This is a genomic window from Candidatus Eremiobacteraceae bacterium (assembly GCA_035314825.1).
In the GTDB taxonomy this organism is placed as follows: domain Bacteria; phylum Vulcanimicrobiota; class Vulcanimicrobiia; order Eremiobacterales; family Eremiobacteraceae; genus JAFAHD01.
Genome location: DATFYX010000057.1, coordinates 16,740 through 42,336, shown reverse-complemented (window position 1 = coordinate 42,336; position 25,597 = coordinate 16,740). Strand labels below are relative to the sequence as shown.

The 25,597-nt window shown below is 65.9% G+C and carries 23 protein-coding genes; 14 read left to right on the top strand and 9 right to left on the bottom strand.

Annotated elements, in window-relative coordinates:
• Together VKF82_07380 and VKF82_07375 are read left to right on the top strand one after the other, a co-directional pair.
• Positions 1–306, top strand: a 306-nt coding sequence (locus tag VKF82_07380) for a hypothetical protein (protein HME81884.1), incomplete at its 5' end; no start/stop codon positions are given.
• Positions 287–1,150, top strand: coding sequence for a glycosyltransferase (locus tag VKF82_07375; GenBank protein HME81883.1), 864 nt, complete (start codon positions 287–289; stop codon positions 1,148–1,150). The genes VKF82_07380 and VKF82_07375, both read left to right, overlap by 20 nt.
• Positions 1,151–1,167: 17 nt before the next feature.
• Here VKF82_07375 and VKF82_07370 read toward each other — a convergent pair whose 3' ends face one another.
• From VKF82_07370 to VKF82_07360, 3 genes are read right to left on the bottom strand one after another with little or no spacing between them, the layout of a single operon-like run.
• Positions 1,168–1,890, bottom strand: a complete 723-nt coding sequence (locus VKF82_07370) for a methyltransferase domain-containing protein (GenBank protein ID HME81882.1) — start codon at positions 1,888–1,890, stop codon at positions 1,168–1,170.
• On the bottom strand, positions 1,887–3,050 hold the full coding sequence (locus VKF82_07365; protein ID HME81881.1) for a glycosyltransferase family 4 protein: 1,164 nt from the start codon (positions 3,048–3,050) through the stop codon (positions 1,887–1,889). Before VKF82_07365 ends, VKF82_07370 begins: the two co-directional genes overlap by 4 nt.
• Before the next feature lie 43 nt (positions 3,051–3,093).
• A complete protein-coding gene (locus VKF82_07360) occupies positions 3,094–3,867 on the bottom strand; it encodes a class I SAM-dependent methyltransferase (GenBank protein ID HME81880.1) in 774 nt (257 codons plus the stop codon).
• Between the two features lie 116 nt (positions 3,868–3,983).
• On the opposite strand from VKF82_07360, the gene VKF82_07355 reads away from it, so the two are divergent.
• Entirely contained in the window at positions 3,984–6,239 is a 2,256-nt protein-coding gene (locus tag VKF82_07355; protein HME81879.1) for a hypothetical protein, read from the top strand.
• A gap of 4 nt (positions 6,240–6,243) precedes the next feature.
• Here VKF82_07355 and VKF82_07350 read toward each other — a convergent pair whose 3' ends face one another.
• From VKF82_07350 to VKF82_07325, 6 genes are read right to left on the bottom strand one after another with little or no spacing between them, the layout of a single operon-like run.
• Positions 6,244–7,035, bottom strand: coding sequence for a hypothetical protein (locus tag VKF82_07350; GenBank protein ID HME81878.1), 792 nt, complete (start codon positions 7,033–7,035; stop codon positions 6,244–6,246).
• Positions 7,032–8,789, bottom strand: coding sequence for a hypothetical protein (locus tag VKF82_07345; protein HME81877.1), 1,758 nt, complete (start codon positions 8,787–8,789; stop codon positions 7,032–7,034). Before VKF82_07345 ends, VKF82_07350 begins: the two co-directional genes overlap by 4 nt.
• Entirely contained in the window at positions 8,789–10,186 is a 1,398-nt protein-coding gene (locus VKF82_07340) for an O-antigen ligase family protein (GenBank protein HME81876.1), read from the bottom strand. The genes VKF82_07345 and VKF82_07340 overlap by 1 nt, the downstream gene beginning before the upstream one ends.
• Positions 10,180–10,887: a sugar transferase gene (locus VKF82_07335; protein HME81875.1), complete on the bottom strand. Its 708-nt coding sequence runs from the start codon at positions 10,885–10,887 to the stop codon at positions 10,180–10,182. The genes VKF82_07340 and VKF82_07335 overlap by 7 nt, the downstream gene beginning before the upstream one ends.
• On the bottom strand, positions 10,884–12,038 hold the full coding sequence (locus VKF82_07330) for a phosphopentomutase (protein ID HME81874.1): 1,155 nt from the start codon (positions 12,036–12,038) through the stop codon (positions 10,884–10,886). Before VKF82_07330 ends, VKF82_07335 begins: the two co-directional genes overlap by 4 nt.
• A gap of 3 nt (positions 12,039–12,041) precedes the next feature.
• Complete coding sequence (locus tag VKF82_07325; GenBank protein ID HME81873.1) at positions 12,042–12,455, bottom strand: hypothetical protein; 414 nt, start codon at positions 12,453–12,455, stop codon at positions 12,042–12,044.
• Between the two features lie 93 nt (positions 12,456–12,548).
• On the opposite strand from VKF82_07325, the gene mfd reads away from it, so the two are divergent.
• From mfd to VKF82_07270, 11 genes are all read left to right on the top strand, one after another.
• Positions 12,549–15,980 carry a transcription-repair coupling factor gene (mfd, locus tag VKF82_07320; protein ID HME81872.1) on the top strand — a complete coding sequence of 1,144 codons (3,432 nt, stop codon included), beginning with the start codon at positions 12,549–12,551 and terminating at the stop codon, positions 15,978–15,980.
• An 8-nt stretch (positions 15,981–15,988) separates the two neighbouring features.
• Complete coding sequence (locus VKF82_07315; GenBank protein ID HME81871.1) at positions 15,989–16,918, top strand: peptidylprolyl isomerase; 930 nt, start codon at positions 15,989–15,991, stop codon at positions 16,916–16,918.
• Positions 16,919–17,050: 132 nt separating this feature from the next.
• A complete protein-coding gene (mazG, locus tag VKF82_07310; GenBank protein HME81870.1) occupies positions 17,051–18,244 on the top strand; it encodes a nucleoside triphosphate pyrophosphohydrolase in 1,194 nt (397 codons plus the stop codon).
• A complete protein-coding gene (locus VKF82_07305) occupies positions 18,222–18,482 on the top strand; it encodes an RNA-binding S4 domain-containing protein (GenBank protein ID HME81869.1) in 261 nt (86 codons plus the stop codon). The genes mazG and VKF82_07305 overlap by 23 nt, the downstream gene beginning before the upstream one ends.
• 7 nt (positions 18,483–18,489) lie before the next feature.
• Complete coding sequence (locus VKF82_07300) at positions 18,490–19,650, top strand: glycosyltransferase (protein ID HME81868.1); 1,161 nt, start codon at positions 18,490–18,492, stop codon at positions 19,648–19,650.
• Complete coding sequence (gene whiA / locus VKF82_07295) at positions 19,623–20,498, top strand: DNA-binding protein WhiA (protein HME81867.1); 876 nt, start codon at positions 19,623–19,625, stop codon at positions 20,496–20,498. The genes VKF82_07300 and whiA overlap by 28 nt, the downstream gene beginning before the upstream one ends.
• Positions 20,499–20,582: 84 nt before the next feature.
• The gene (gap, locus tag VKF82_07290) at positions 20,583–21,605 is read left to right on the top strand and encodes a type I glyceraldehyde-3-phosphate dehydrogenase (GenBank protein ID HME81866.1); all 1,023 of its coding nucleotides are present in this window, start codon (positions 20,583–20,585) and stop codon (positions 21,603–21,605) included.
• Positions 21,602–22,792 (top strand): phosphoglycerate kinase, encoded by a 1,191-nt coding sequence (locus VKF82_07285; protein HME81865.1) that lies wholly within the window; start codon positions 21,602–21,604, stop codon positions 22,790–22,792. The genes gap and VKF82_07285 overlap by 4 nt, the downstream gene beginning before the upstream one ends.
• Complete coding sequence (tpiA, locus tag VKF82_07280) at positions 22,789–23,556, top strand: triose-phosphate isomerase (GenBank protein HME81864.1); 768 nt, start codon at positions 22,789–22,791, stop codon at positions 23,554–23,556. Before VKF82_07285 ends, tpiA begins: the two co-directional genes overlap by 4 nt.
• The gene (gene gpmI, locus VKF82_07275; GenBank protein HME81863.1) at positions 23,543–25,075 is read left to right on the top strand and encodes a 2,3-bisphosphoglycerate-independent phosphoglycerate mutase; all 1,533 of its coding nucleotides are present in this window, start codon (positions 23,543–23,545) and stop codon (positions 25,073–25,075) included. The genes tpiA and gpmI overlap by 14 nt, the downstream gene beginning before the upstream one ends.
• A 22-nt stretch (positions 25,076–25,097) precedes the next feature.
• Positions 25,098–25,499, top strand: a complete 402-nt coding sequence (locus VKF82_07270) for a hypothetical protein (protein HME81862.1) — start codon at positions 25,098–25,100, stop codon at positions 25,497–25,499.
• The last annotated feature ends 98 nt before the right edge of the window (positions 25,500–25,597 follow it).

Here is a 25,597-nt window from a genome sequence, read left to right as displayed (position 1 = left end):
CGGTCGTTCTGCTATGTCAGCGATCTGGTCGACGGTCTGTTCAAAGCGGCGACGTCGGAGCGCGCGCTGGGCGAAGTGATAAACCTGGGAAATCCTCGCGAGTACACGGTGCTCGAGGTCGCGAAGCTTGTGAGCCGGCTGTGCGGTGTCCAGGAGCGCTTCCGCTTCGCTGCGATGCCGGAGGACGATCCAGCGCGGCGCTGCCCCGACATCTCGCGCGCTACGACGCTCCTCGGTTGGGCTCCGCGCGTCGAACTCCAAGAGGGCCTGCAAAAGACGATCGCGAGTGATCGAGACAAAGCCTGAGACGAACCCGCTCGTCTCGCTGGTCGTGACCACCAAGAACTCGGGTGCGGTGCTCCGCGCCTGTCTTGAGAGCGCACGCCGGCAAGATCATGCGCGCCTCGAGATCATCGTCGTCGACAACGGCTCGAGCGATGACACGCTCCAGATCGCGCACGAGCTGGCCGACGTCGTGTTGCAAGCCGGACCCGAGCGCTCGGCTCAGCGCAATGCGGGCATCCGCGCGGCGCGCGGCCGGTATGTGGCGATCCTCGATTCAGACATGGTGCTCGATCCTGACGTGGTGAGCAGCTGCGTGGCCGCAGCCCAGCGGAGTGGTGCGCGCGGCATCTGCATCCCCGAGGAGTCGTTCGGGTCCGGCTTTTGGTCGCGTTGCAAAGCGTTCGAACGGGATTTCTATCGCTTCGACCAGACAGTGACAGCGGCTCGTTTCTTCGAGCGCGAGCATATCCTCGAGCTCGGCGGCTATGACGAGACGATGACGGGCACCGAGGATTGGGACATGTCGATCCGCGCCCTCGGCGCCGCGCCGATGGTGTTCTGCGCCGGACTGATCCGTCACGATGAGGGCCGCCAAACGCTCGCCTTGCTGTTCGCCAAGAAGTACTACTATGCGCGGGCCTTGCCGCAGTTCGTGCGCAAACACGGCAATGCGGCGATGGCGCGGCTCACACCGATGCGCCAGGCGCTCCTCAACAACGCCGGACAGTTCGTGCGCCACCCGGTGCTCGGGGGCGGACTTATCGTGATGAAATCTTGGGAACTCGTCGGCGCCGTTCTTGGGTTGCTCGATAGGCGACCGCGACGTCCGGGAGAGCTTTACGGTCGCAGCCGGGCTTCACGCTAACACCGCAACGAGCGGCGTCATGTCTTGCGCGCGACCACGATGAGGCCGCTCGCGAGGGACGGCCGTGCGCACATGATCGCGTCCACGAGATTCGCGAGCGGCACTCGATCCAATTCGAAGAAACGATTGCCGAGCACACGCTCGATCGTGAAGCCAAGGTCGCGCAGCATCTCGACCAGCGCGCCGCGCGTGAACAAACGCAGGTGTCCTTGCAGGCTCTGCCCGCCCTGGCCCAGCACCTTCAACCATCGCCCGTAGCGCTTGCGGGTGCTCGTCTCTGAGTACAGCGGCTGGATGCCGAGCGGCAAAAGCACGCGATTCGTCCAGCTTGCGAGATTGGGCGTCGTGACGATGAGCGTGCCCCCAGGCCGAAGTACACGGCGCACCGCGAGCACGCACGCATCTGGGTCGAAGACGTGCTCGATGACTTCGCCCATCAACGCGAGATCGACGCTGCCGTCGGGCAACGGAATCCCATCCGCCACGTCCGTGCGAAACACGGTCATTCCGCTGCGCTCGGCCTGATCGGCGAGACCAGGCGAGAGCTCGACGCCGTAGCAACGCACATCGGGCAGCTTCTCGCGCAGGGCGGATGCGAAAAAGCCCCGGCCGCAACCGATGTCCAGCAGACTCGAAGGCCGCGCGCGCACGCACTGCGCGAGCACCTTGCGCAAGCGGTCGTCGAGAACAGGATAGTCGGTTTCGGTCTTCGCGTAGAACTCGTCTGCGGGCTTGCTCACGCCTCCACGCATTCGCACCACAGCTCGTCGGCTACTTCGTCCCATGAGGAATAGCGCCACGAGCACGCCTCGTCGTGGAGCCGGCGGTACAACGCCTCATCGGTGAGCACCTCACGGATGGCCTGCGCGAGCGCTTCCGCGCTGGTGCCGCGTGCCGTATGGCGTCCGAGCGGAAATACTGCGGCGAACGCGGGCACGTCGAATGTGATGCACGGCAGACCGGCCGCAAGCGCCTCGCCGACCGCGAGCCCGTACCCCTCCTCTTTGCTCGCGGTGATGAAAGTCCGCGACGCGCTCATGAGCTCTCGCACCTCGTCATCGGAGGGGCCGATGAATATCTGCACCGCAGGTGCGAGGGAATGCCGTTGAATCTCGCGGGCGACGTCGAAGCCCGGCATCTCACCGCCGACGAGCGCGAGCCGTGCCGCCGGAACCGCGCGCCGAAGGATCGCCCACGCATCGAGCAGATCGATGATCCCCTTGGCCGGCGTCAACCTGCCGATGCAGATCGCATCGAACTGCGGCGGCGCCTTCGCTGCGAGTCCAGCGCGCGCTCCCATACCGGTCGTGACGATCGCCGTGGGCGCGATGCCGTTGCGGATCAGGTCGTCGCGAGCGCCCGCATATGCGACCAGCACCACGTCGGCGTAGCGTGCGATGAGTCGCAGCATGACGCGCTGTTCGATCCACGCGAGCAGGTTCGCCAGCGGATTGCCCGTACGATTGGTCGGCGGTGGCGTCACGTGATAGAACGGCACGATAATGCGCTTTGTCCGCCCCTGGATCTTCGCCGCGACCGCGGGCAGCACGTCGTAGAAGAATGGCGATCCTGCGTAAACAGCGTCGAGGTGTCCGACCTCGGGCAGGCGGCGCAGCGCGCGCAAGCAGCGGGCGATGTAACCCAGCCGCAGAGCGCCGATGCCCGAGGCGCGCGATTCGGTCAGCATGAGCGGAAGGTGGTAACCGAGGTTCTCGGCGAGCTGCGCACCGGTCCAACAGGCGATCACATGCATCTCGACATCGGGGCGGGCCGCCCAGCGCTGCCAGACCTCGAACTCGTGCCGATCGCCGCCCGCTAGGGTGCGTGCGGTGGGAGGGGCGCCAAGAACACACGCGATGCGCCGCAGGTGCGTCGATGTAGCGCCATCGCCCTCACTCACGCGTGCGACGTTCTGTGCTCGCGCGTCCGCTGCCCCCTCGGCGTCACGGCCGGGGCGTTGCGATGACGCAGACTGAGCCCAAGATGTAACCGAGCGGGGTTCGATACAGCGCGTCGAGCCAACGTCGCGACTGAAAGCGCTGTGTCGCCGAATAGTCGACGATGCGCATGCCGCGACGGCGCAACGCACGCCGTAGATCGAAGACGTTGATGAGGCAGATCGCATCTTCGTCAGGCTCCAGCGCGTTTTCGTCGACCGCATTCTCGATCAGCATGAACTCGCGATCCGCCCGCCAGCCGATCGGCAGAGCGCGACCGGCGAGGTACGCCGCATTCTGCAGCCTGATCAGCCACGGATTGCGCAATCCGCAGCGCGCCCGCGGCCACGTCAGCGACAGCATGTTGGGCGAGAATATCACCAGACTGCCCGCCGGCGAGAGCACGCGGCACATCTCGGTCAGCAGCGCCGATGGGTCCGCGACGTGCTCGAGCACGTTCATGCAGCCGACCACATCGAACGATGCATCGGAATAGGGCAGGCTCGATTGAGATACCATGGCCTCGAAATATTGTCCGCACTCCGCGCGCGCCGAATCGAGGGACGGGCCGGACACGTCGCAACCGAAGGCATCGCGTCCTAGCGCGCGCAACGCGGCGACGGCGGCTCCGATCCCACAACCCACGTCGAGCGCTTGCTTGGGATTCAGCGCCTCGATCGTGGCGACGTACTTGTCGTAGTCACCGCGGCCGCTGGTCTTGAGATACTCGGTGTACTGGCGGCTTTCGACGTAGAAATCGAACCCGACACGTTTTTTCATCAGCTGCCTGACGTCGCTTTCGGGTTCATAGCGGGACGGCCTGCGAGGGCAGGTGGCCGCTGCGGATGACCTAACTCTCCGCCAACCTACGTGATCCTTGGGGACGACTCGCGTTCATGTCCGACTCTCAACAGGAAGCGCCAATCCCGCACACCTCGGGCTCGCGCGAAGCCGACGTGCTGCGGGTTTGTGGCGTTGTCGTTTCGGCGTGGCTTCTCTGGAACGCGTATTATATCTGGGTCAACACGGGCACGGTCGAGCACGCCGATGCAGCGGTTGTGACCTTCGCCGCCTATTTGTTGTTCTTCGCCGTCTCAATACTGACGCTGCAGGGCACCCTCCCGCACCATTACCCCATCGCGCTCTTGTCCGGCTTGGGCATCGGCCTCTGCATGCGGGCATACGCGATGCTCCATTACGTATTGCCCGTGATCACGACAGATGGCCTGGCGTTGAGCCTGTACGCGGCGGAGCTGTTTCTGCGCGGTATCAATCCATATGGCTTGGACCTGGCCGCGTCATATGACATCTTCCACGTTCCAATCGCGTTCAACACGCCCCTAATAGAGGGCGGAGTCGTCGGCTCCATGCCGTATCCGGCGCTGGCCTTCTTGTCATACATCCCGGCTCTCCTCATACACGTCGACCCCCGTTGGGTCGACGTCTGCGCAGTATTGGTGTCGATCGCGCTGCTCTATGCGATCGCGCCGCGGCATTTGCGAAGCGTCGCGATCTTGGTGTTCTTGGTCGATCCCGGCAGCATCGATTTCTCTTTCGGCTCCGAGCAGGATATTCTGTATCTCGCGCCGCTCATGCTCGCCGCCTTTTTTTGGACCCAGATGCCAGCCGCTGCTGGGGCATTCTTCGGCATCGCCTGCGCCATTAAACAGGACCCGTGGCTGGACGCGCCTTTCTTCTTCATCGGTGTGATCGCGGCAGCTCCGGCCGGACGGCGAGTGCACAATTTCGTTCGCGCCGTCGCCGCGGCGTTTGCCGCATTCATGTTGCCGAACGCATATTTCGCGATCACCAAGCCCGCGGCATGGGCAGCTGGCGTCTTCGAACCCTTCATCGCCCACCACGTCGAGTGGGGCGCAGGGCTCGTCAACATCGTTCTCTCCGGCCACGTCCATTGGGCGCCGGAAGTCCTCACCAGAGTTGCAGCTGGCGTCTTTATAGCTCTGCTTCTGGTCGCGGCACTTTTTTTCAAACCCGTCCGGAACCTTGTTTGGCTAGCGCCAGGGCTCACGCTGTTGGTCGCACCTCGATCGCTTGAAAACTACTTCCTTTTTCTACTGCCGGTGTGTCTGGCGTCTTGGTTCGGTTCGTTGCCCGACGCCATCGAGCTCAAAGAGAGCCTTGCAGGGGCGTTCGCGGTTCGGATGCGGCGGTGGCTGCCCGCGGCCGCGGCCGTTGTACTGATCACCGCCCTATTCGGATGCGGTAAGGAGCCCCCGATCCACGCTACCATATCAGGCCTGTATGATTCGCACCACCTCGGTTTTATCGACAAAGTCTCGTTGAGCGTCCGCAATGATAGTGATGATTTTCTTGGCACAACCTACCTCATGGCCTACGACTTCATACAGTACCTCTGGCGCTGCGAGACGGGGTGCGAGCCGGTGCCCCCGCACGGGACACAAGCGGTCGTGATCGCCGCGCCGGACAACCTGGCGGCGATTCCGGCGGGCTCACTGGCACAAGTGCGCATCGTGAATGCTCGGACCGGCGAGGAATACCTGAGCAATCGTTTTCTCGCGTTGACGCCGATCGTCCACATCCCAAACCCTCAGCTCGCGATCCCTGTCAATCGAGGATATGTCGTCCCTGCGGCGTGGAGTTTGAACGTCGGAGATATGGTTGATGGTTCGATTAGCTACGTCCGCGGCGGAGGGCGGCGAGGCACGGTCGGCATCACGCTGATGCCGACCAAGAACCCCGCCCTCATGTGGACGACTCGGTCGGTCCAACAGAATTATGTGCCGTTCGATCAGCCAATCACCGCTCGCGTGTCGAAGACGATTCTCTTCAAGGCCGACGCAGCAGGCCACCCGACCCAGTTCGCGGGGATCGAGATCTATGGCGACGACGATTTTGTGACGTTCTGCTGGGGTGACGTCGCGAGCACGCAAGTGGTGGAATCCGGCGGATTGTACGTGGTCGAGCCTGTCCAGTCGAGCTCGGATGACCTGCTTATCGACCTCTGGAAATACGCGCGGCCAACGGGCTTCCCCAAGGGAGCCACATTCCGCTTGTCGTTCGTCGCAGCCGCGGTGCGTCCGGCAGCCCCGTTGCATGTGACCTTTTCCGGATTCGACTTACTTGGTCAGTCCAATACCGTCCAACCAGTGCAGTTCAAAGGCAGCCCGTAGCGCATCACGGTATATCGGCCCAACGGTAGACCGTCGCATCGACGGCGAGCGCATCGCTGCCCTCGATGTAGAGATCGCGCGCCGTGCGTTCGAGTCCATTGCGATCGCGCTCCGCGCTGTTCCACGAGCCGCGCGTGAACAGGAAATGGAAATCGGTCCCGGTACGCAGGCGCAGCTCGATGAAGAAATGGATCGCGTCTTGGCGCTGCATCTTCACCGCTTGCGGATTCCAGCCGCTCGTGTCGGTGGTCATGAACACGTCGTCGGTGAACGGCGTGTTCGGCGGCACTTGCACGGTGATGCGCACGAGCGTGTCCGTGCTCAGCTTGCTCGTGTACTTCGGCTTTGGCGGTTCAAGCTCCGGATTGCCCTGCGGGGGCGATGCCTGCACGACGTATTGGCGCGGGATCTGCGTGATGGACGTGCCCTGCGACAAGGGTTTGTGCGAGAACCGTACTGACGTCACCATGCCGCTCGCCGTGTCGATCGAGGCCAGCGCGAATATACCCGGGGCCGGCGCGTTGGTCAACGTCGCGCCTGTCGCATCGTCGAGCAGTGCCGCATTCGGCGCCAGGCGCAAAGCATCGCCGCTGGTGAAGACGATGAAGCCGCGCTCGATGTCGATCACCTGGCCGTTCACCTCCAGCGGCAGCGGCGTCGCCGATGGCGCAGCGAGGTCGGGCGGCGGCGTTTGCGATGCCTGCGGGATCGGCGTCGGCAGGGCATGCGCGGTCAGCGGTGTCGCCAGCATTGCCAGCGCGATCAGAGATCGCGCTACTACATTTGCGAACTTCATTGCGACGTTATCAAGATCTGGAAGTGCGGCGACCACGTCTGCCCGCCCCAGTTGAAGAAATACGAACGCTGCGCGTCGAGGAACAGCACGCGGGTGATGCGCATGCGCACGTCGCCGCTGATCTGATATCTCGGCGGTCCGGTCGCCAAAGGCGCCTGTTGCGGCGAATAGTCGGATTGGGTCGCCGCAACGGTGAATTGGAAGTCCGGCGACGGCGTCCATACGGTGTTGAGGCCATACGCGCGGTTGGTCGCCCGCAAGAACGGACCGAGCACGACGGGCAGGCCGTCGATGGACGACGGCAGGGGCACGGCTCCGGTCGCCTGGTTGGGCGAGATGATCGAGAACGCGTTGCGCGAGGTCGCGCTGTCGATGACGTCCGACCCGATCAGCAGCACGTGCGGCGAGACGCGCCGGCTGATCGTCGCCGTCGTCGTCTGCTCTTGCACGATGTTCGGGAAACTGAAGTAGGACTGGCTGATCGTGTACGCCGCGTTGATGCCGGTGCCGAGCGGGCCGCGGTAGGTCGGCGTGAAGAGCGAACCTGCGAAATAGTAACTGTTGACCTCCGGCTGGCCGCTGTTGCTCACCCCGAACGCATCGTGGATCGTGCCGAGCCCGGACGCGAGCCGGTAGGTGAGTCCGGTGCGCAAGAGCTTCTGATAGTACCCCTGCCACTGCAAGCCGCCGATGAATGGGTGATTCGGGATCCATTGATGCGACGGATCGCCGTAGTACCCGAGCGCCGGCTGCGCCAGCAGGCTTGAGTACTCTTGCGTGACGTCGACCAACACCGACGACTGGCGGATGCCCTGATTGTACTGCAGATCAGCGTAACCGCTGGACGAGAGCGGCTGAGACAAGCCGTACTGATAGGTGAACAGCTGCGTGTTGAGGCGCAGCGCGCTCGCCGGCGACATGCGGTCGTAGCTCAATAGATTCCACTGTTTGGGCGGTTCGCTCGCCGGATTCAGGCTCGCCACGGCATAGCCGGCGCCGAAGACCGAGTGATGCTCGAGCGACCAGTACGTGCTGACCGGCAGCACCTGATCGTAGCGGAAATGCAGCGCGTCGAGCGACACGGGCGAGCCGGCCAGATTGTACGGCACGTCGAAACTCGCGCCGGCCAACGCGTTCACCCCGAAGTTCTGATTGGCCGAGAAATTATACGTGTACGGAGGCAGCGGCGTGGTCCACAACGCGCCGTTGAACAAGACGAAGGTCGCCGGCGTCATGCGCAGATACGTAGAGGCGTTGATCGTCACGGCCCGGCCGACGATGTACGGCTTCGTGCCGGAGACGTCCGGGATGAAGAACGCATCGCCCGGCATCTGCCGGCCCTTTTTCGGATTCGCGAAATCGTAGTTGAAGAACGTCCAGCGGTCCGCTTCCGGGTCGAGCGGCACGAAATACTGGCGGCGGAACACGAGGAAATCCGCATAGGCCGCGCCCGACATCGCGCCGGCTTTGGTCTGCAAGCGCACGTGGCCGGCGACCAAGAACCGGCGCAACCCGAGATTCATGACGAAGACGTCGCCTTGCACGACCGAACCATCGGGTTCGACCACGTGAACGTCGCCGCGAGCGACGATCAGCGCGGAATCACCGTAGTATTCGACGCGATGTGCCGACACGCGGATGGGAGCGGGCAGCGCGGCGAGACGGGGATCGACCGGCGGGCCGGCGGCTTGCGCGATCAGCGGCGCGAACGCGAGCAGCGATGCGACAGCCGCGTGCGCGACGCGGGCCCGCATTAGGCGATCGGCGTAGCGGTTTCGCGCAGCTCGGCCGACGCCGCCGCGGCCGGCGCACGCACCTGCGCTCGAGCGCCGGCGAGGTCGCCGGCCGCCGCGCCGATCAGCAGCCACCACAGCAGGCCGACCTTCGGAAAGAAGAACAGATCGTCGAAGACCTGGTGGAGCAGCAGGCAGATGGTCGCGACCAGCGCCGCGCGCGCGAGCCACGACTGCGAGAGGCCGAGCCCGCATTCGCGCAACACGACGACGTAGAGGGCGAGCAGTGCGATGAACCCGACGAGCCCTTGCTCGGCCAGCGTCTGCAGCCAGAGGCTGTTCGCGTGCGTCTGGACGTTGGCCAAACCGACCGTCGAGAGCAGATGCTCGAAGTTGCCGGCCCCGACGCCGATCAGCGGATGCGCGCCGAACATCGCGAGCGCGGCGTTCCACAGCTCGTTGCGCGTGCCGACGCCGCCCGGGTCTTGCAGCGGCACTTCGGAAAGCCGGAAGATGTCGCCGAGCAGCGCGAAGCTGTGCGTTGCTCCCCAATACCATTGGATCGCGATCGCGAAGCCGGCCAGCGTGCCGGCTGCGAACGGGATCCACGACTTGCGCGCCGCAGCGCGGTCGACGAACCATACCAACGCGAAGGCGGCCAGCGCGAACGCTACGCCGGAGCGCGACAGCGTCATCGGGATCGCAAGCGCCGCGGCGAAGATCGCGATCCAGCGCAGCGCGCGCAGGCGATCGCTCAGCAGCAGCGGAGATAGGAACAGCACCGGCAATGCCATCTGCAAGAAGCCGCCCAGCTGATTGGGTCCTTCCAGCGGTCCGGCGACCCGCGGCAGGCGGTGGCCGTTGATCCACACGCCTGAAGGCGCGCCGCCGAGCAAGCCCTGTGCGACCGCATCGAGCGACACGACGAGCACCGACGCGATGATGCCCGCCTCGATCCAGCGCAAGTCCTCGCGCTGTTCGATCACCAAGCTCGCGGCGCACCAGAACATCACCAAGTATTCGACCTGTTTGAGGGCTTCGCGCAGCACCGGACCCGGATAGGTAGCCTGGATGCCGGAGATCGCGATCGCCGCGAGCACGATCAGACCCGCGATGAGGATGCGGCGCGCCGGCGCGCTCGCGGGGACGAGCGGAGCGCCTCGCAGCACCAGACCGATCGCCACGCCGATGATCACGACCTTTTCGAGGGTGATGGTCGTGTGCATGAAGTCGCGGTAGAACGCAAAAGGGATCACAAACGCGATGAGAGCCGCCGCCCATTGGGGGCGGCGCAGGCATAACCATAACGCGGCGAGACCGGCGAGCACGAAGAGCACGGCGGAGACGATCGTGAGCGGCGTTTGGTGGATGGTTTGGTCGACGACTGGGGGCAACAACAGCAAGGGGGCCGTTACCACGCGCCTTCCCCGCGAAAAACCGCGGGCACGGTGCGCGCCAAGATCCATAGGTCGAGCAGCGGATTCCAGTGGCGGGCGTACCAGACGTCCATCGCCATCCAGCGGCGGAACGGCACGTTGGCGCGGCCGCTCACCTGCCACAACCCGGTGATCCCCGGCATCACCGCGAGGCGCTGCAGGTAGTGCGGTTCGTAGTTAGCCACTTCACGCGGCAATGCCGGGCGCGGCCCGACAAGGCTCATGTCGCCGCGCAGCACGTTCCACAGCTGCGGGAGTTCGTCGAGGCTCGTGCGCCGCAACACGGTGCCGAAGTCGTGCACGCGCGGATCGTCGGCGATCTTGAGCGCCGGGCCGTCGAGCTCGTTGAGATGCAGGACGTGTTCGTGCAGCAGATGCGCGCCGTCCACCATCGTGCGGAACTTGTAGAAGCGGAACTCGCGGCCCCGTTTGCCGACGCGCATCTGCGAGAAGAACACCGGTCCGGGCGAGCTGAGCTTGATGCCGACGGCGATGAGCCCGAACACCGGCGCGAGGATCACCAAGAGAAGCGCCGATAGGACGATGTCCAGCGCGCGCTTGGCGATGCGCCATGAGAGCGGCGCGGTGCGGCTGTCGGCGATCCGTTGCGACCGCCGCTGCATCTCCGGAAGCGGACGCCCGACGACGGTTTGAGCGGCCGCGGTGGCGCTGGTGGCGATCATGCGAGAAGCGGCTCCGGTGCGGTCAAACCAAATGACTCCATGACGCGGCTGCCGACTTGTGCGAACGAGATGAGCTCGCCCAACGCGCGGCCCGGTTTGCCGGGAGCGTAGTCGAGGAGCGGGGCGTATTCACGCGTGTGGTCGGTGCCGGCTGCGGTGGGGTCGCATCCGTGGTCAGCCGTGATTATCAGTCGATCTCCGTCCTTCAATCGATCGAGAATATCGGGCAAACTCCGGTCCAGCGCCAGCAGTGCCTTGGCGTAGCCGTCGGGGTCGCGACGGTGGCCGTACTTCGAGTCGAAATCGTTGAGGTTTGTGAAGCAGAAACCGCCCTGTCCCGCATCCAACCACTCCCGCGTCCGGGCTAGTCCTTCTGCGTTGTCGCCCGTTCGGCTCCCCGCTGCGATACCCTGGCAGCAGTATATGTCGCCTATCTTCCCAATACCGCAGGTCGGCACACCTGCGGCGGCGAGCAGATCGAGGATGCTTGGCCGCGGGGGCGCCACCGCGTAGTCGCGCCTCCCCGCGGTCCGCGTGAAGCGGCCAGGCTCGCCGACGAACGGCCGGGCGATGACCCGATTCACGCGGTTGGCCCCTGTGAGGATGCTCCGTGCTTGTTCGCACCAGTGCCATAGGGTTTCCAGCGGTACGACGTCTTCATGCGTGGCCACCTGAAAAACCGAATCCGCAGACGTGTAGATGATGGGGCGGCCGGTCCGCATGTGTTCGGCGCCGAGCTCCTCGATGATCTGCGTGCCCGAGGCCGCGCGATTGCCGAGCACGCGTCTTCCGATCAGCGATTCGAAGCGCTCCACCACGTCCGGCGGAAAGCCGCGCGGATACGTCGGGAACGCCGTCCGGATGACGATGTTCATCATCTCCCAGTGTCCGGTGATCGTGTCTTTGCCCGCGCTCACCTCGCGCAAGCGACCCCACGACGCGCGCGGGGATGCCGCGTGCGCGACGCCGCGCATATCGGTGATGTTGCCTAACCCCAACTTCTCGAAGGTCGGCAGGGCGAGGCCGCCTGCTGCCGCCGCGGTGTTGCCGAGCGTGTTGACCGTCGGGGAGTCGTGGAAGGCGGCGGCGTCCGGCGCGGCGCCGACGCCGCCCGAATCGATGACGAGCACGATGACCGATGGGCCGGCCACAGGTCAGCGGATGTCGACGGAGATCGTGCGCTGTGCGGTAGCGCCGTCCGTCCTGATCGCGGTGATGATGACGGTCTGATGCGAGGAATAGAAGGCGAATGCGGGGACGTGCAGCTGGGTGCGGAAGATGCCGGGCGCTTTCTTCGGCACCAGGACGCGGATCGTTCCCACTGCGACGGTGACCGCCGCTGCGTTGCTCGAGCACGTCACCTCCGCCGTGACGGTGTCGCCGCGCTTGGGCTCGCTCGGTGAGAAGTTCACGGCGGTGATGCGCACAGGGTCAGTGTCCGACGCGTATGGCACCCCGGCCGGCAGGCCGTTATGCCCGGCTGCTCCGTCGTCGGCCCTAACGGCAAGGCAGCCCGCCGCGAGCAGCATGCCGGTCAGAATTGTGGTGGCGATTCTGTTTGTTTTCAATTATAATAGGTGGCCCGAGATAGGCTCGGGTAATATCGGTTTGACATAGGCCGGGTCGCGCGCGACCCGGCCAAAGAGCTTTGGAGATTATTCGTGGCCGCCTCGCTGGGTCCCCTGATACCGCGCATCGTGAGCAACGCGTCCGACGCGCTAGCGCGCGCCGAGCAAGCGGTCGGGGCGCGCGCGGCCGTAGATGTGACCGAGACGACAGCCGCCGCTCGTCCGGCGCTCGCCGCGGCGCTCTGGCGTTCTCTCGGCGGCTGCCTCATCGTGTGGAGCGCGACGCCCGACGCCGCCGATCGCTTCGCCAACGACGCTTCCTTCTATCTCGAAGACGCGGGCGACGTCGTCCACGTGCTGCGGCCGCGCGATCGCGCAGTGGGCGGATTGTTCAACCCGACCGAGCGCAGCGCGCGCATCGAAACGCTGTCCGGGTTGGCTGCCGGGCGGCCCGGCATCTACTGCGTTTCGCACGCGAGCATCCGGCAGCCGCTTCCTTCGCCAGATCGCTGGCGCGACGCATCCTTTGCGATGCGAACCCGCGACGATTACGAATGGGAGCCGCTGCTCGCCCGCCTCGTCGAGCTCGGCTACGATCGCGTCGACATCGTCAGCGCGGTCGGCGAGTTCACCGTGCGAGGCGGCTTGATCGACGTGTTCGCGGCGACCGCCGACCGGCCGGTGCGCCTCGAGTTCTTCGGCGACGTGCTCGAGAGCATCCGCGAATTCTCGCTGTCGGACCAACGCTCGATCGATTCGATCGACGAGATCACAATCGCGCCCTGGAACGAGGATGCGCTCGCGAATGACGGCGCGTTCATCGGCGAGTATGCCCCATCCGCGCCCTTCATGGTCGACGACGCCGAGCTGATCGTCGCGATAGACCACGGCTTCGCGGCCGAACGCGACGACGGCACGATCGCGGCCGCGGACAGCGAAAGCCCGGAGACGCGCTCGGCCGCTTCGAAAGCCGGGGCGTCGGCGCCGGCGAGAGCCGAAGCCGCCGAGCCGGAGAGGGAGAATATCCTGAAGCTCTCCGGCGTCCCCGGCGCAGAAGCGGCCGGCGCGCCTCCGGAGCTTTCGCCGTTCGCGCTCGACGACATCGCCGCTCGCCTAACGAAGCGCGCGGTCGTGACCTTCGCGACGGCAGGTCCGCGCGTCACTCGCCAGGCCGACGTGACGGTTGCGCTGCCGTCGGTCCCAGCGCCGATCTTCAACCGCAGCATGGAGCGCTTCGTCACCGACGTGCGCGCACGCGTCGCGGCCGGCGAGCTGATCGCCATCGCATCGGTGGGCCACCGGCGCATCCGCGAAGTGCTCGACGAGCATGACGTCGCGGTCGCACCGCCGCCCAAATCGTGGAAGCGCGGCGACGGCGGCCGCGTCGTCATCGCGGAGGGCGCGATCGACGCGGGATTCGAGATGACCTCGCTCGGCGTGGTCGTGCTCGGCGACGCCGAGCTGTTCGGGCACGCGGCGCGCCGTCAGAAGATCAAAGCGGTCAAGGAAGGCGTGCCGATCACCGAGGCCGACCTGAAGGCCGGCGAGTACTTCGTGCACGCCAACCACGGCATCGGCCAGTATCTCGGGCTCGAGCACATCGTCGTCAACGAAGTCGGCCGCGACTTCATGGCGCTCAAGTACGCGGGCGCCGACCGGCTCTACGTGCCGGTCGAGATGATGCACCTGGTGCGGCGCTACGTCGCCGGCGACGGCTCGCCGCCCGCCCTATCGAAGATGGGCGGCTCGGATTGGGCGCGTGCGCGCTCGCGGGTGCGCGAAGCGGTCGAGAAGATCGCCGAAGGTCTGGTGCGCCTGTACGCGCAGCGCGAGGCCGCACAAGGCCACGCGTTCGCACCGGACACGCCGTGGCAGGCCGAACTGGAAGAGTCGTTCCCATACGATGAGACGCCCGACCAGCGCTCGGCGATCGAAGCGGTGAAAGCCGACATGGAGCGGCCGCGGCCGATGGACCGGCTCGTCTGCGGCGACGTCGGCTACGGCAAGACCGAAGTCGCGATCCGAGCTGCGTTCAAGGCGATCATGGATCGCAAGCAAGTGGTGGTGCTCGTGCCGACCACCGTGCTCGCGGCGCAGCACTACCGGACCTTCACCGAGCGCTTTGCCGCGTTCCCCGTGAAGGTCGGGCTGCTCTCGCGCCTTCGTTCGAAAGCCGAGCAGAAAGAGACGCTCAAGCAGCTCGCCGACGGCGGCATCGACCTGGTCATCGGCACGCACCGCGTGCTGCAGCGCGACGTCGGCTTCAAGAACCTCGGTCTGGTCATCGTCGACGAAGAGCAGCGCTTCGGGGTCGCGCACAAAGAGCGCCTCAAGGAGATGCGCCGCTCGGTCGACGTGCTGACCCTGTCGGCGACGCCGATCCCGCGCACGCTCCACATGTCGCTCGTCGGCGTGCGCGATCTCTCCTTGATCCAGACGGCGCCGAGCAACCGCATGTCGGTCAAGACGGTGGTCACGCCGACCAGCGACGCGCTCATCGCCTCCGCGCTGCAGCAAGAGCTCGACCGCGGCGGCCAGGTCTACTTCGTCCATAACCGCATCGAGTCGATCTACGGCATCCGCGATGCGCTGCAAGCGCTCGCGCCGCGCGCGCGCATCGCGATCGGCCACGGGCAGATGGACGAGCACGAGCTCGAGGACGTCATGATCGGGTTCGTCAACGGCGACTTCGACGTGCTCGTCTCGACGACGATCATCGAGAACGGGCTGGACATCCCGAACGTCAACACGATCGTCATCAACAACGCCGATCATTTCGGGCTGGCGCAGCTCTACCAGCTGCGCGGACGGGTGGGGCGCAGCGCCCACCAAGCCTACGCCTACTTCTTGTATCAACCGCACCGCGCGCTGTCGGAAGCGGCTCAAGCGCGGCTCGAAGCGATCCGCGAGTTCTCTCATCTCGGGTCGGGCCTGCGTCTGGCGATGCGCGATCTGGAGATCCGCGGCGCCGGCAACCTGCTCGGGCATGCCCAATCGGGCTTCATAGCAGCCGTCGGATTCGACGCCTATTGCCAGATCCTGGAAGACGCGATCGGCGAGCTGCGCGGCCAGCCACACGTGCCGGATGAGCCGCCGCCGGTGCTGGACCTGCGCGTGAGCGCCTACATCCCGAACGAATACGTGCGCGGCGCCAGCCAGAAGATCGCGCTGTACCAGCGCCTCGCCGCCGCCCGCTCGCTCGAGGCGCTCGCCGGCGTCGCCGACGAGATGCGCGATCGCTACGGCCCGCGGCCCAAGGAAGTCGACGCGCTCATCGAGCTCGCCCGCTTGCGTTTACTCGCTGCGGGGAAAGGAGTCGAAAAACTGTCGCTCGAAGGCCGACGATTGACGCTCGAAGTCGGGCGCCGTTTTTCGCTCTCCGAAAGTTCACTTCCGGCTCTGACGTCCCTCACTCGAGGAAACTTCCGTTTCACTCAGGGCGCGATTGTGGCTCAGCTTCCGCCGCACGATTCCGCCGGCGACGGCAAGCTTGCGACTGTGCGTGAGATTCTAGCGGCATTGTAAATGGAGGAATGATGAAGTCCAGGTTCGCGACGCTCGCATCGCTCATGGCCGCCGCATGCGCGGTGCTGCTCATGACGGGATGCGGCGACCAGAAGACCGTCGCGACGGTCAACGGCGAGAAGATCACCAAAGGTGAGCTCGACGCCAAACTCGAGCAGCAGGGCGGCAAGAACACCCTCGCTGGAATGGTCCAGCAAGACCTTATCTTCCAGTACGCCAAAGAGCACAACATCACCGCGACCGATGCCGAAGTGAACGACAAGCTCACCGAGATCGAATCGCATTTCCCGCCCGGCCAGTTCGACACGATGTTGAAGTCGCAAGGCATCAGCATGGACGACGCGCGCAAGCTCGTGCGCCAGAACATCCTGACGACCAAAGCGGTCGACCAGAACATCACCGTCACCGATGCGCAGGTCAACGATTATCTCAAGCAGCAGCACCTGGTGCTCGGGCAGCCGGCACAGGTGCAGGCGCGCCACATCCTCGTCAAGAGCAAGGCGCAAGCGGAAATGATCGAGGCGCAGCTCAAGAAGGGCGCCGATTTCGCGACGCTCGCCAAGCAGTACTCGATCGATCCTGGCACCAAGGACAAGGGCGGCGACCTCGGTTGGTTCGGCCCGGGCCAGATGGTGCCGGCGTTCCAGAACGCGGCGTTCGCGCTCAAGCCCGGCCAGATCAGCGCGCCGGTGCAGACGCCGTTCGGCTGGCACGTCATCCAGGTCGAGGGGGTCAAGCCGCTGACCAAAGAAGCGGTGATCGACCAGATCAAGAAACAGCAAGAATCGCTGCAGATCCAGCCGTTCATGAACCAGTTGCGGGCCAGCGCGAAGATCGAGGTCGAGGACCCGCGCTACCAGGATCTGTTCCCGTCGCCGGCTCCGGTGGCGCCCGCGACCGCCGCGCCGGCACCGGCTCCAGCGACGCCGAACAAGTAGCGCTCGCAGCGCAACTTCCAGAAGCGACGGCGCAACGACTCAAGGCGCGGGCAGATGCCCGCGCCTCTTCTTTAAAGAGAACGGCTGGCGCACTAGAGGCCCTGCCGCAAGCGCCGCCAAACTTTTGGTTCCATGCCCACGCTAGCCATCGTCGGCCTTGGGCCGAGCGATAGCTCCCTTCTCACGCTGGGCGCGCTCGAGCGCCTGCAAGCCGCCCCGCGAACCGCGGTCTGTGCCGCCCCCGCATCGGTCAGCGAGTTTCTGCGCTCCAAAGGCGTCAACGTCGAGCGCGCGCCGTTCGAAGGCGCGGCGTTGCTGCGCGGCGTGCCCGCCGCCGTCGAGGCGCTCGTCGCGTTCGCGCGCGGCGGCGATGCGGCGCTCGGCGTCCCCGGCCATCCGATGCTGGACTTCCCCGGCCTGCCGCACGTGCTGCGCGCGCTCGAAGATGCCAAGATAGACGTCGAGCTCGTGCCCGGCATGCCGCGCGCCTCGCTCCAAGCGGCCACGGCGGCGCCGCTGCTGCCGCTGCCGCCGGTCGCGGTGCATCATTCATGGGAAGAACTGGTCGAGATCATGACGCGCCTGCGCGCGTGCTGCCCGTGGGATCGCGAACAGACCCATCAGACGCTGCTCCCGTATCTGATCGAAGAGGCGCACGAGGTCGTCGAGGCCGTGGACGAAGCCGATCCCAAAAAGCTGTGCGGTGAGCTCGGCGATCTGCTGCTGCAGATCGTCTTCCATTCGCAGATCGCCGCCGAGAAGGGTCAGTTCAGCGTCGCCGACGTCATCGACGCGCTGGCCGACAAGATGATCCGCCGCCACCCGCACGTGTTCGGCGACGCGAGCATCTCGACGTCGCAGGAGCAGATGAAGTCGTGGGAGCTCATCAAGACGACCGAGGCGGGCCACAAGCATCGCGAATCGCTGCTCGACGGCATCCCCAAGAGCCTGCCCTCGTTGCTCGGTGCGCAGCGGCTGCAGGAAAAAGCCGCGACGGTCAACTTCGATTGGCCCAAGACCGACGGCGTCGTCGAAAAAGTCGACGAGGAGATGCGCGAGCTGCGCAGCGCGGTGAAGAGCGGCGAACGGGCGCACGTCCGCGAGGAGCTCGGCGACGTCTTTTTCACTTTGGTCAATCTCTCGCGCCGCCTAGGCGTCGACGCCGAAGCCGCGCTGCGCTTCGCCAATGTGAAATTCCGCGAGCGCTTCGCCGCGATGGAGCGCATGGCCGGCGGCGGCGCGACCGCGCTGGCCGGGCGCAGCCTCGAAGACCTCGACGTGCTGTGGAAGCGCGCCAAGGACCATGAGACTGGACAAGTTCCTTAAGGTCTCGCGCCTGGCCAAGCGCCGCACCGAGGCCAAGGAGGCGCTCGACGCGGGCCGCATCGAGCTGGACGGGCGAGCGGTAAAACCGTCGCATCCGGTGAAGGTGGGAGACGAACTGCTCATCCACTACGCGTCGCGCGACCTCCGCGTCCGCGTGCTGTCGTTGCCGGAGCGGCCCGGTGCGCGCGTGAAACCCGAATCGCTGTATAGCGTGCTCGAAGAACGCCGAACGGCGTAGAGGAGCCTTGCCGAGCGACCGCCTCACGATCGGCATGTTCGCCGACTCGTACCTGCCAGAGATCAACGGCGTCGTCACCTCGCTGGTGAGCTCGACGCGCGAGCTGCGCCGCCGCGGCCATCGCGTGATCGTCATCGCGCCGTCGCACGAAAGCGCGGTCGACGACGATCCGGACGTGTTCCGCCTGCGATCGTCGCCCTTCCCCTTCTATCCGCAGTTCCGCATGGCGTTTCCGCTGCCGGCCAAACTGCTCGCGACGCTGCCGCGCATGCCGTTCGACGTGATCCACGTGCACTCGATGTTCTTCATCGGCTGCCTGGGCGCGTATCTGGCGCAGGTCCGCCGCATGCCGCTGGTCTTCACCTATCACACGCTGTGGACCGAGTACGCGCACTACGTGCCCGTCGATCCCGGCTTCACGCGCTCGCAAGCCGTCTGGGTGTCGCGCGAGTTCTGCAACCGCGCCACGCGCGTCATCGCGCCGACGCATGGGATACGCGAACTGCTGGCGACCTACGGCGTCGATCGCTCGGTGGTCGTGCTGCCCAGCGGCGTCGACGTCTCCGTGTTCGAGTTGAGCGTCGCGGACGCGCCGCGCATCCGCGCCGGCGGCGGGCCGATCGCGCTGTTCGTCGGCCGGCTCGGCAAGGAGAAGAACGTCGATCTGGTGCTCGACGCCTTTGACGTCGCAGCGCGGCGTATCCCCGACCTGCGGCTCATCGTCGTGGGTTCCGGCCCGCATGAAGAAGCGCTGCGCCGCCATGCGAACGGGCTGGCGTCGTCGCCGCGCATCCGCTTCACCGGCGCGCTCGACCAGCGCGAGCTGGGAGCCTATTACGCGGCAGCCGATGCGTTCATCTTCGCGTCGACGACCGAGACCCAGGGTTTGGTGCTGCTCGAAGCGATGACGCACGGCGTGCCGGTGGCCGCGGTCGATTGTCCGGTGTCGCGCGAAGTGGTCGCGGGCGAGTCCGGGCTGCTGGCGCCCGAGCGCGCCGGCGAGCTCGGTGACGCGCTGGTCGCACTGGTGCGCGCCGGCGAAGACGAACGCGCGCGACGCATCGCGTCGGCCAAGAACGTCGCGCGGCCGTATTCGCTCGAAGCGCTCACCGACAAGCTCGAGGAGCAATACGCACAGGTGTGCGCGCCCTCGTCAGCGGCGCTCTGACACCAGCCGTGTTCTCGACGGACGCCAAGGACGAGGTCGCCGCCGTCGCCTTCGAACGCGAATGCTGCCCGGCGACGTTCGTGCGCGCGCTCGCCGCGTTTTCAGGCGGCGCTCCGTCGCACATCGTCTCGACCGACCGCGCCGCGGTCGTGCGCGCGACGCTGCGCGCGGCCAAGCTCGCCGGCATCGAAGTCGCACCGGCCAGACCGGCAGGCCGCCGCTTCGGCCGCAGCGCGCTCGAGGTGGCGGGCGGCACGACGGTAACCCGTGCTCGCGTGCCGGCGCGCACGTGCTGCAGGCGCGCGTGGCTGCGGGCGGCATTCCTCGCCTGCGGTTCCGTCGCAGATCCGCATCGCGGCTACCACTTGGAGTTCGTCTTGCCCGATGACGATGCAGCACGGGCGCTGGCGCTCGGGTTGGCGGCGGTGGGGATCGATGCGGGCGTGTCGCGCCGTCGCGGCCGGCCGATCGTCTACGTCAAAGGGGCGGCGGCCGTCGCCGAACTGCTGGGACAGATGGGCGCGACGCGCGCCATGCTCGCGCTCGACGATCTGCTCGCGCTTCGCTATACGAAAAACGTCACGCGCCGGCGCGTCAACAGCGAAGCCGCCAACGCTTCGCGCGCCGCCACGACCAGCGTGCGCCAGCGCGAGGCGGCGCTGTTCGTCGTGCAGCCCGCTCGCGTGTCGCGCTTGAGCAGCGCATTGCGCGAAGCTGCCCGGCTGCGCATCGCGCACCCCGATCTCACCTTGGCGCAGTTGGCAGCTCGCGCCAAGCCGCCGGTCAGCAAAGCCGCGATGGCGTACCGCCTGCGCGAGATCGAACGGATGGCTACTTCGGTCGGATAATCCGACCGCCGCACGCACGACGCCGGAGGGCGCGGCCCTTCACAATCCGTATATTGAGGCCCCACATCTAAGGAGGGCACGTCCTTGAGCCAACGCGTCGCCATCAACGGCTTCGGTCGGATCGGCCGCCAGAGCCTGCGCGCCATCATGGAGCGCCATCCCGAGATCGAGGTCGTCGCGGTCAACGATTTGACCGACCAGAAGACCGCCGCCCACCTGTTCCGCTACGATTCGACGTATGGGCGTTTCCCTGGAACGGTGACCGAGGGCGACGGGCAGATCACCATCGACGGCAAAGTCATCAAGTATCTCGCCGAGCGCGATCCCGCGCGGCTGCCGTGGAAAGACCTGGGCGTCGAGCTCGCCATCGAGTCGACCGGTCATTTCACGGATGGGGCCAAAGCCAAGGCGCACCTAGACGCCGGCGCCAAGCGCGTGATCATCTCGGCGCCAGCCACGAATGAAGATTTCACGGTGGTCCTCGGGGTCAACGAAGACAAGTACGACCCGGCAAAACACAAGATCATCTCCAACGCGTCGTGCACGACCAACTGTCTCGCGCCCGTCGTCAAGGTGATCGTCGACGAGCTCGGGCTCGTCAGCGGCACGATGACCACCGTGCACTCGTACACCAACGATCAGGTCATCCTCGATTTCCCGCACAAGGATCTGCGCCGCGCGCGCGCGGCCGCGATCAACATCATCCCCACGAGCACCGGCGCGGCCAAGGCGTTGCACCTCGTCGTGCCCGAGGCGAAGGGGAAGATCGACGGGTTATCGCTGCGCGTCCCGACCCCGACGGTCTCGATCGTCGACCTGTCGGTGCAGGTCGAGAAGTCGACCAGTAAAGACGCGGTCAACGCGCTCTTCAAGAAATACGAAGCCGGACGCATGAAAGACATCCTCGGCTATACGGACGAGCCGCTGGTCTCGACGGATTTCCGCGGCGACCCGCGTTCTTCGATCGTCGACGGCTTGTCGACGATGGTCATCGGAGACACGTTCGTCAAAGTCGTGAGCTGGTACGATAACGAGTGGGGCTACTCGTGCCGCATCGCCGATCTGGCGGCGTTCGTCCTGGCGAAGGAACCGGTCGCAGCGCGGTGACCAAGGGCATCGCCGAGCTCGACGTCCGCGGCAAACGCGTGCTCGTGCGTGAAGACCTCAACGTGCCGCTTGCGGACGGCGCGGTCGCCGACGACACGCGCATCCGTGCCGCGGTTCCGACCTTGCGCAATCTCACGCAGCGCGGCGCGCGCGTGATCGTGATGTCGCACTTGGGCCGCCCCGACGGCAAGGTCGTCGACTCGCTGCGCATGGCGCCGGTCGCCGCGGCCCTGTCGAGCGCGCTTGGCGCGCCCGTGAAGACCGCTCCGGATTGCGTCGGGCCGGCTGCCCAGGCGGCGGTCGACGCGCTGGCGGACGGCGATGTGCTGCTGCTCGAGAACCTGCGCTTCCATCCCGAGGAAGAGGCGAACGATCCTGAGTTCGCGCGGCGGCTCGCCGCGTTGGGCGATGTGTATGTCAACGACGCGTTCGGCACCGCGCACCGCGCGCACGCCTCCACGGTCGGCGTGACCCGCTACCTTCCTTCTTATATGGGCCCGTTGCTCGAGCGCGAGCTCGACGTGCTCGACGAGGTCTTGGAGCGGCCTCGCCGGCCCTTCGTGGCGGTGCTCGGCGGCGCCAAGGTGTCCGACAAGATCGGGGTCATCACGCGGCTCATGCAGATCTGCGACGCGATCCTCATCGGCGGCGGCATGGCCAACACGCTGCTCGCAGCCGAGGGCTTCGACGTCGGCACGTCGCTGCGCGACGCGGACCTCGGACCCGCTAAGAAGATCCGCGAGCAGATCGACGCCGAGGCCACGCGCGTCGAAGTGCTGCTGCCCGAGGACGCGGTGGTGGCAAAGGAGCTCAAACCGGACGCGCAGAGCCGCTTCGCGGATGTCGATCAGATACTCCCTGAGGAGATGATCCTCGACATCGGTCCGACGACCGCCGAGAAGTTCGCCGGCGTCATCCTCGACGCCAAGACGATACTGTGGAACGGCCCGATGGGCGTGTTCGAGATGGACGCGTTCGCAGCGGGCACCGAAGCGGTGGGCCAAGCGATCGCGGATTCGGGCGCGATGTCCGTCGTGGGCGGCGGCGATACGGCCGCGGCTGCGCACAAGCTCGGCTTCGCCGACAAGATGACGCACATCTCCACCGGCGGCGGCGCGACGCTTGAATACCTAGAGGGAAAGGAACTGCCCGGAGTCGCTGCGCTGCGCAGCGCCGCGAGCGCATGAGACAGCCGCTGTTCGCGGCCAATTGGAAGATGTTCAAGACGCCGGCGCAGACGCGCGACTATGCCAACGCGTTCGTGCCGCTGGCGGAGAGGTTCCGCGAGCGCGCTGCCGTCGTGCTGTGCGCGCCGTTCATCGATCTCGTGCCGCTGCACGAAGAGCTGCTCATCGCGCAGACGTACGTCGAGATCGGCGCCCAAGACGTGTTCTGGGAAAACGAAGGAGCGTATACGGGCGAGATCAGCCCGGCGATGCTCGCCGGCGAGGGCGTCGACTACTGCATCGTCGGCCATTCGGAGAGGCGGCGCATGTTCGGCGACACGGATGAGACGGTCGCCAAGAAAGTCTCGGCGCTGCTGGCGGCGGACATCGTGCCGATCGTGTGCGTGGGCGAGACGCTTGAGGAGAATCGCGCGGGCAAGACGCGCGCACGCGTAGCGGCGCAGATCGCGGGCGGGTTGGGTCATCTGCGCGACGATCAGCGCGCTGAGGTCGTGATCGCCTACGAGCCGGTCTGGGCGATCGGGACGGGCCTCGCCGACACGCCGGAGAACGCGGAGTCCACCATCGCATTCATACGCTCGACCGCCGGCGGCTTGCTCGACGCGACCATCGTCTACGGCGGATCGATGAAGGCCGACAGCGCGCAAGCGCTGTGCGCCCAACCCGACATCGATGGCGGCTTGATCGGCTCGGCGAGTTTGGATCCGGCGTCGTTCGCCGAGCTCGTCGAGAACGGGCTGCGGGGGATCGATGCCCGCATCTGAGGCCGTGCGGCGCGTGGTCCTGTGCATCCTCGACGGTTTCGGCATCTCAAACGAGACGCGCGGCAATGCGATCGCTGCGGCGAAGATGCCGAACTATCGGGCGATGCTGGAAGCGTATCCCCACACCGAGATCGGCGCCGGCGGCGCAGCCGTCGGCCTGCCTGACGGACAGCAGGGCAACAGCGAAGTCGGCCACCTCAATCTCGGCGCCGGTCGCGTCGTCTATCAGAGCATCACCCGCATCGACAAGGCGATCGACGACGGCAGCTTCGCGCGCAATCCGGTGCTGCTCCAGTGCCTCGAGCACGTCGTGCGCACGGGCGGCACGTTCCAACTGCTCGGGCTGGTGTCGCCCGGCGGCGTGCACTCCTCGATGAAACATCTGTGGGCGTTGCTCGACGCCGCCAAGACCGCCGGCGTGCGGACGCGCGTGTGCGCGTTCTTGGACGGTCGCGACACCCCGCCAAAGAGCGCGGGGCCGTATCTCGAAGAGCTGCGGACCAAATGCGCGCAGATGCAGGACGGCGCGATCTCGATGATCTGCGGCCGCTATTACGCGATGGACCGCGACAAGCGCTGGGATCGCACGCAGGTGGCGTACGATGCGCTGGTGCGCGGCGTCGGGTTCAGCGCCGCAAACGCCGAGGAAGCGCTGGCGGCGGCGTACGCGCGCGGCGAGACCGATGAATTCGTCAAGCCGACGCTCATCGGCGAGGCCGCGCCGCTGATCCACGACGGCGATGCCTGCCTCTTCTTCAACTTCCGGCCCGACCGCGCGCGCGAACTGACCCGCGCCTTCTCGGATCCATCGTTCAGCGAATTTCCGGTGGCGCATTTCAGCGACTTCATCTTCGCGCTGATGACCTTGTACGACGATTCGTTCTCCAATCCGGTGATGTTCGGGCGCATCTTCGAGGAGCGGACGCTCGGCGAAGTGGTGGCCGACGCGGGGCTGCACCAATTGCGGCTGGCCGAGACCGAGAAGTACGCGCACGTCACCTACTTCTTCTCCGGCGGGCGGGAGGAGCCGTTCCCTGGCGAAGAGCGGATCTTGATACCGTCAGCGCGCGACGTCGGCACCTACGATCATAAGCCCGAGATGCGGGCGAACGAGATAACGCAGGCCGCGGTGGACGCGATCAAGTCCGGTGCGTTTGATCTCATCGTCATGAATTATGCGAATCCCGACATGGTCGGGCACACCGGCAAATGGGAACCCATCGTCACCGCGCTCGACGTCGTGGACGATTGCCTCGGCAAGGTCGAAAGAGCGGTGCTAGAATCTGGCAGCGTGCTCATCGTGACCGCCGACCACGGCAACGCTGAAGAGAAGATCGATCTCAAGACGGGCAAAGAGCTGACCGCGCACACCGCGAATCCGGTGCCGTTCGTGTTGGTCGGCGATGGATCGGGGCCGCTGCACGCCGGCGGCCGCTTGTGCGACGTCGCGCCGACGATCTGCGCGTTGATGGGACTGCGCAAACCGGCGGAGATGACGGGCAAGAGCCTGCTTCCTTGACTGCGAACAGGTCGCGCGTGACATGATCTACATGCCCCCGGACTACCAGCCGACACCGCGCGAGCTCTATGATCTCGTCCTCACGCTCAAAGAGGCGATGGAATTCGGCTTCGCACGGGCCGACGCCAAGACCGCTCGCCTCGAAAGCGAGCTCGGCGAACGGCTCACGCGGCTCGAGAACCGGGTCACGCAGCTTGATGTGCGGGTCGCAGGCGTCGAGGGGCGGCTCACAGCTCTGGAAAGCCGGATGGCGGGGCTTGAACGCTGGGCGGCACGCATCGATGAGCGCCTGGACCGCATTGAGCTGCGCCTCGATCGCGTCGAGCTTCGCCTCAATCGCGTTGAGCTTCGCCTCGATCACGTTGAGCTTCGCCTAAACCAGATCGAGCTCCATCTCGGCCTGGAGACCCCGCAAGACGCTTGATATCTGCGAGCGCTCGCATCGGCTCCCGTTCACACTTCGGCAACATCTCAATAATCGCACGCTCATAAGAGCGGCGTAGCCTTCGTGTCTCCAGCCGG

Coding starts and splice junctions, on each gene's coding strand:
- VKF82_07360 (HME81880.1), bottom strand. CDS start 3,867: ATGAAAAAACGTGTCGGGTTCGATTTCTACGTCGAAAGCCGCCAGTAC.
- VKF82_07355 (HME81879.1), top strand. CDS start 3,984: ATGTCCGACTCTCAACAGGAAGCGCCAATCCCGCACACCTCGGGCTCG.
- VKF82_07350 (HME81878.1), bottom strand. CDS start 7,035: ATGAAGTTCGCAAATGTAGTAGCGCGATCTCTGATCGCGCTGGCAATG.
- VKF82_07345 (HME81877.1), bottom strand. CDS start 8,789: ATGCGGGCCCGCGTCGCGCACGCGGCTGTCGCATCGCTGCTCGCGTTC.
- VKF82_07335 (HME81875.1), bottom strand. CDS start 10,887: ATGATCGCCACCAGCGCCACCGCGGCCGCTCAAACCGTCGTCGGGCGT.
- VKF82_07315 (HME81871.1), top strand. CDS start 15,989: ATGATGAAGTCCAGGTTCGCGACGCTCGCATCGCTCATGGCCGCCGCA.
- mazG (HME81870.1), top strand. CDS start 17,051: ATGCCCACGCTAGCCATCGTCGGCCTTGGGCCGAGCGATAGCTCCCTT.
- VKF82_07305 (HME81869.1), top strand. CDS start 18,222: ATGAGACTGGACAAGTTCCTTAAGGTCTCGCGCCTGGCCAAGCGCCGC.
- tpiA (HME81864.1), top strand. CDS start 22,789: ATGAGACAGCCGCTGTTCGCGGCCAATTGGAAGATGTTCAAGACGCCG.
- gpmI (HME81863.1), top strand. CDS start 23,543: ATGCCCGCATCTGAGGCCGTGCGGCGCGTGGTCCTGTGCATCCTCGAC.
- VKF82_07270 (HME81862.1), top strand. CDS start 25,098: ATGATCTACATGCCCCCGGACTACCAGCCGACACCGCGCGAGCTCTAT.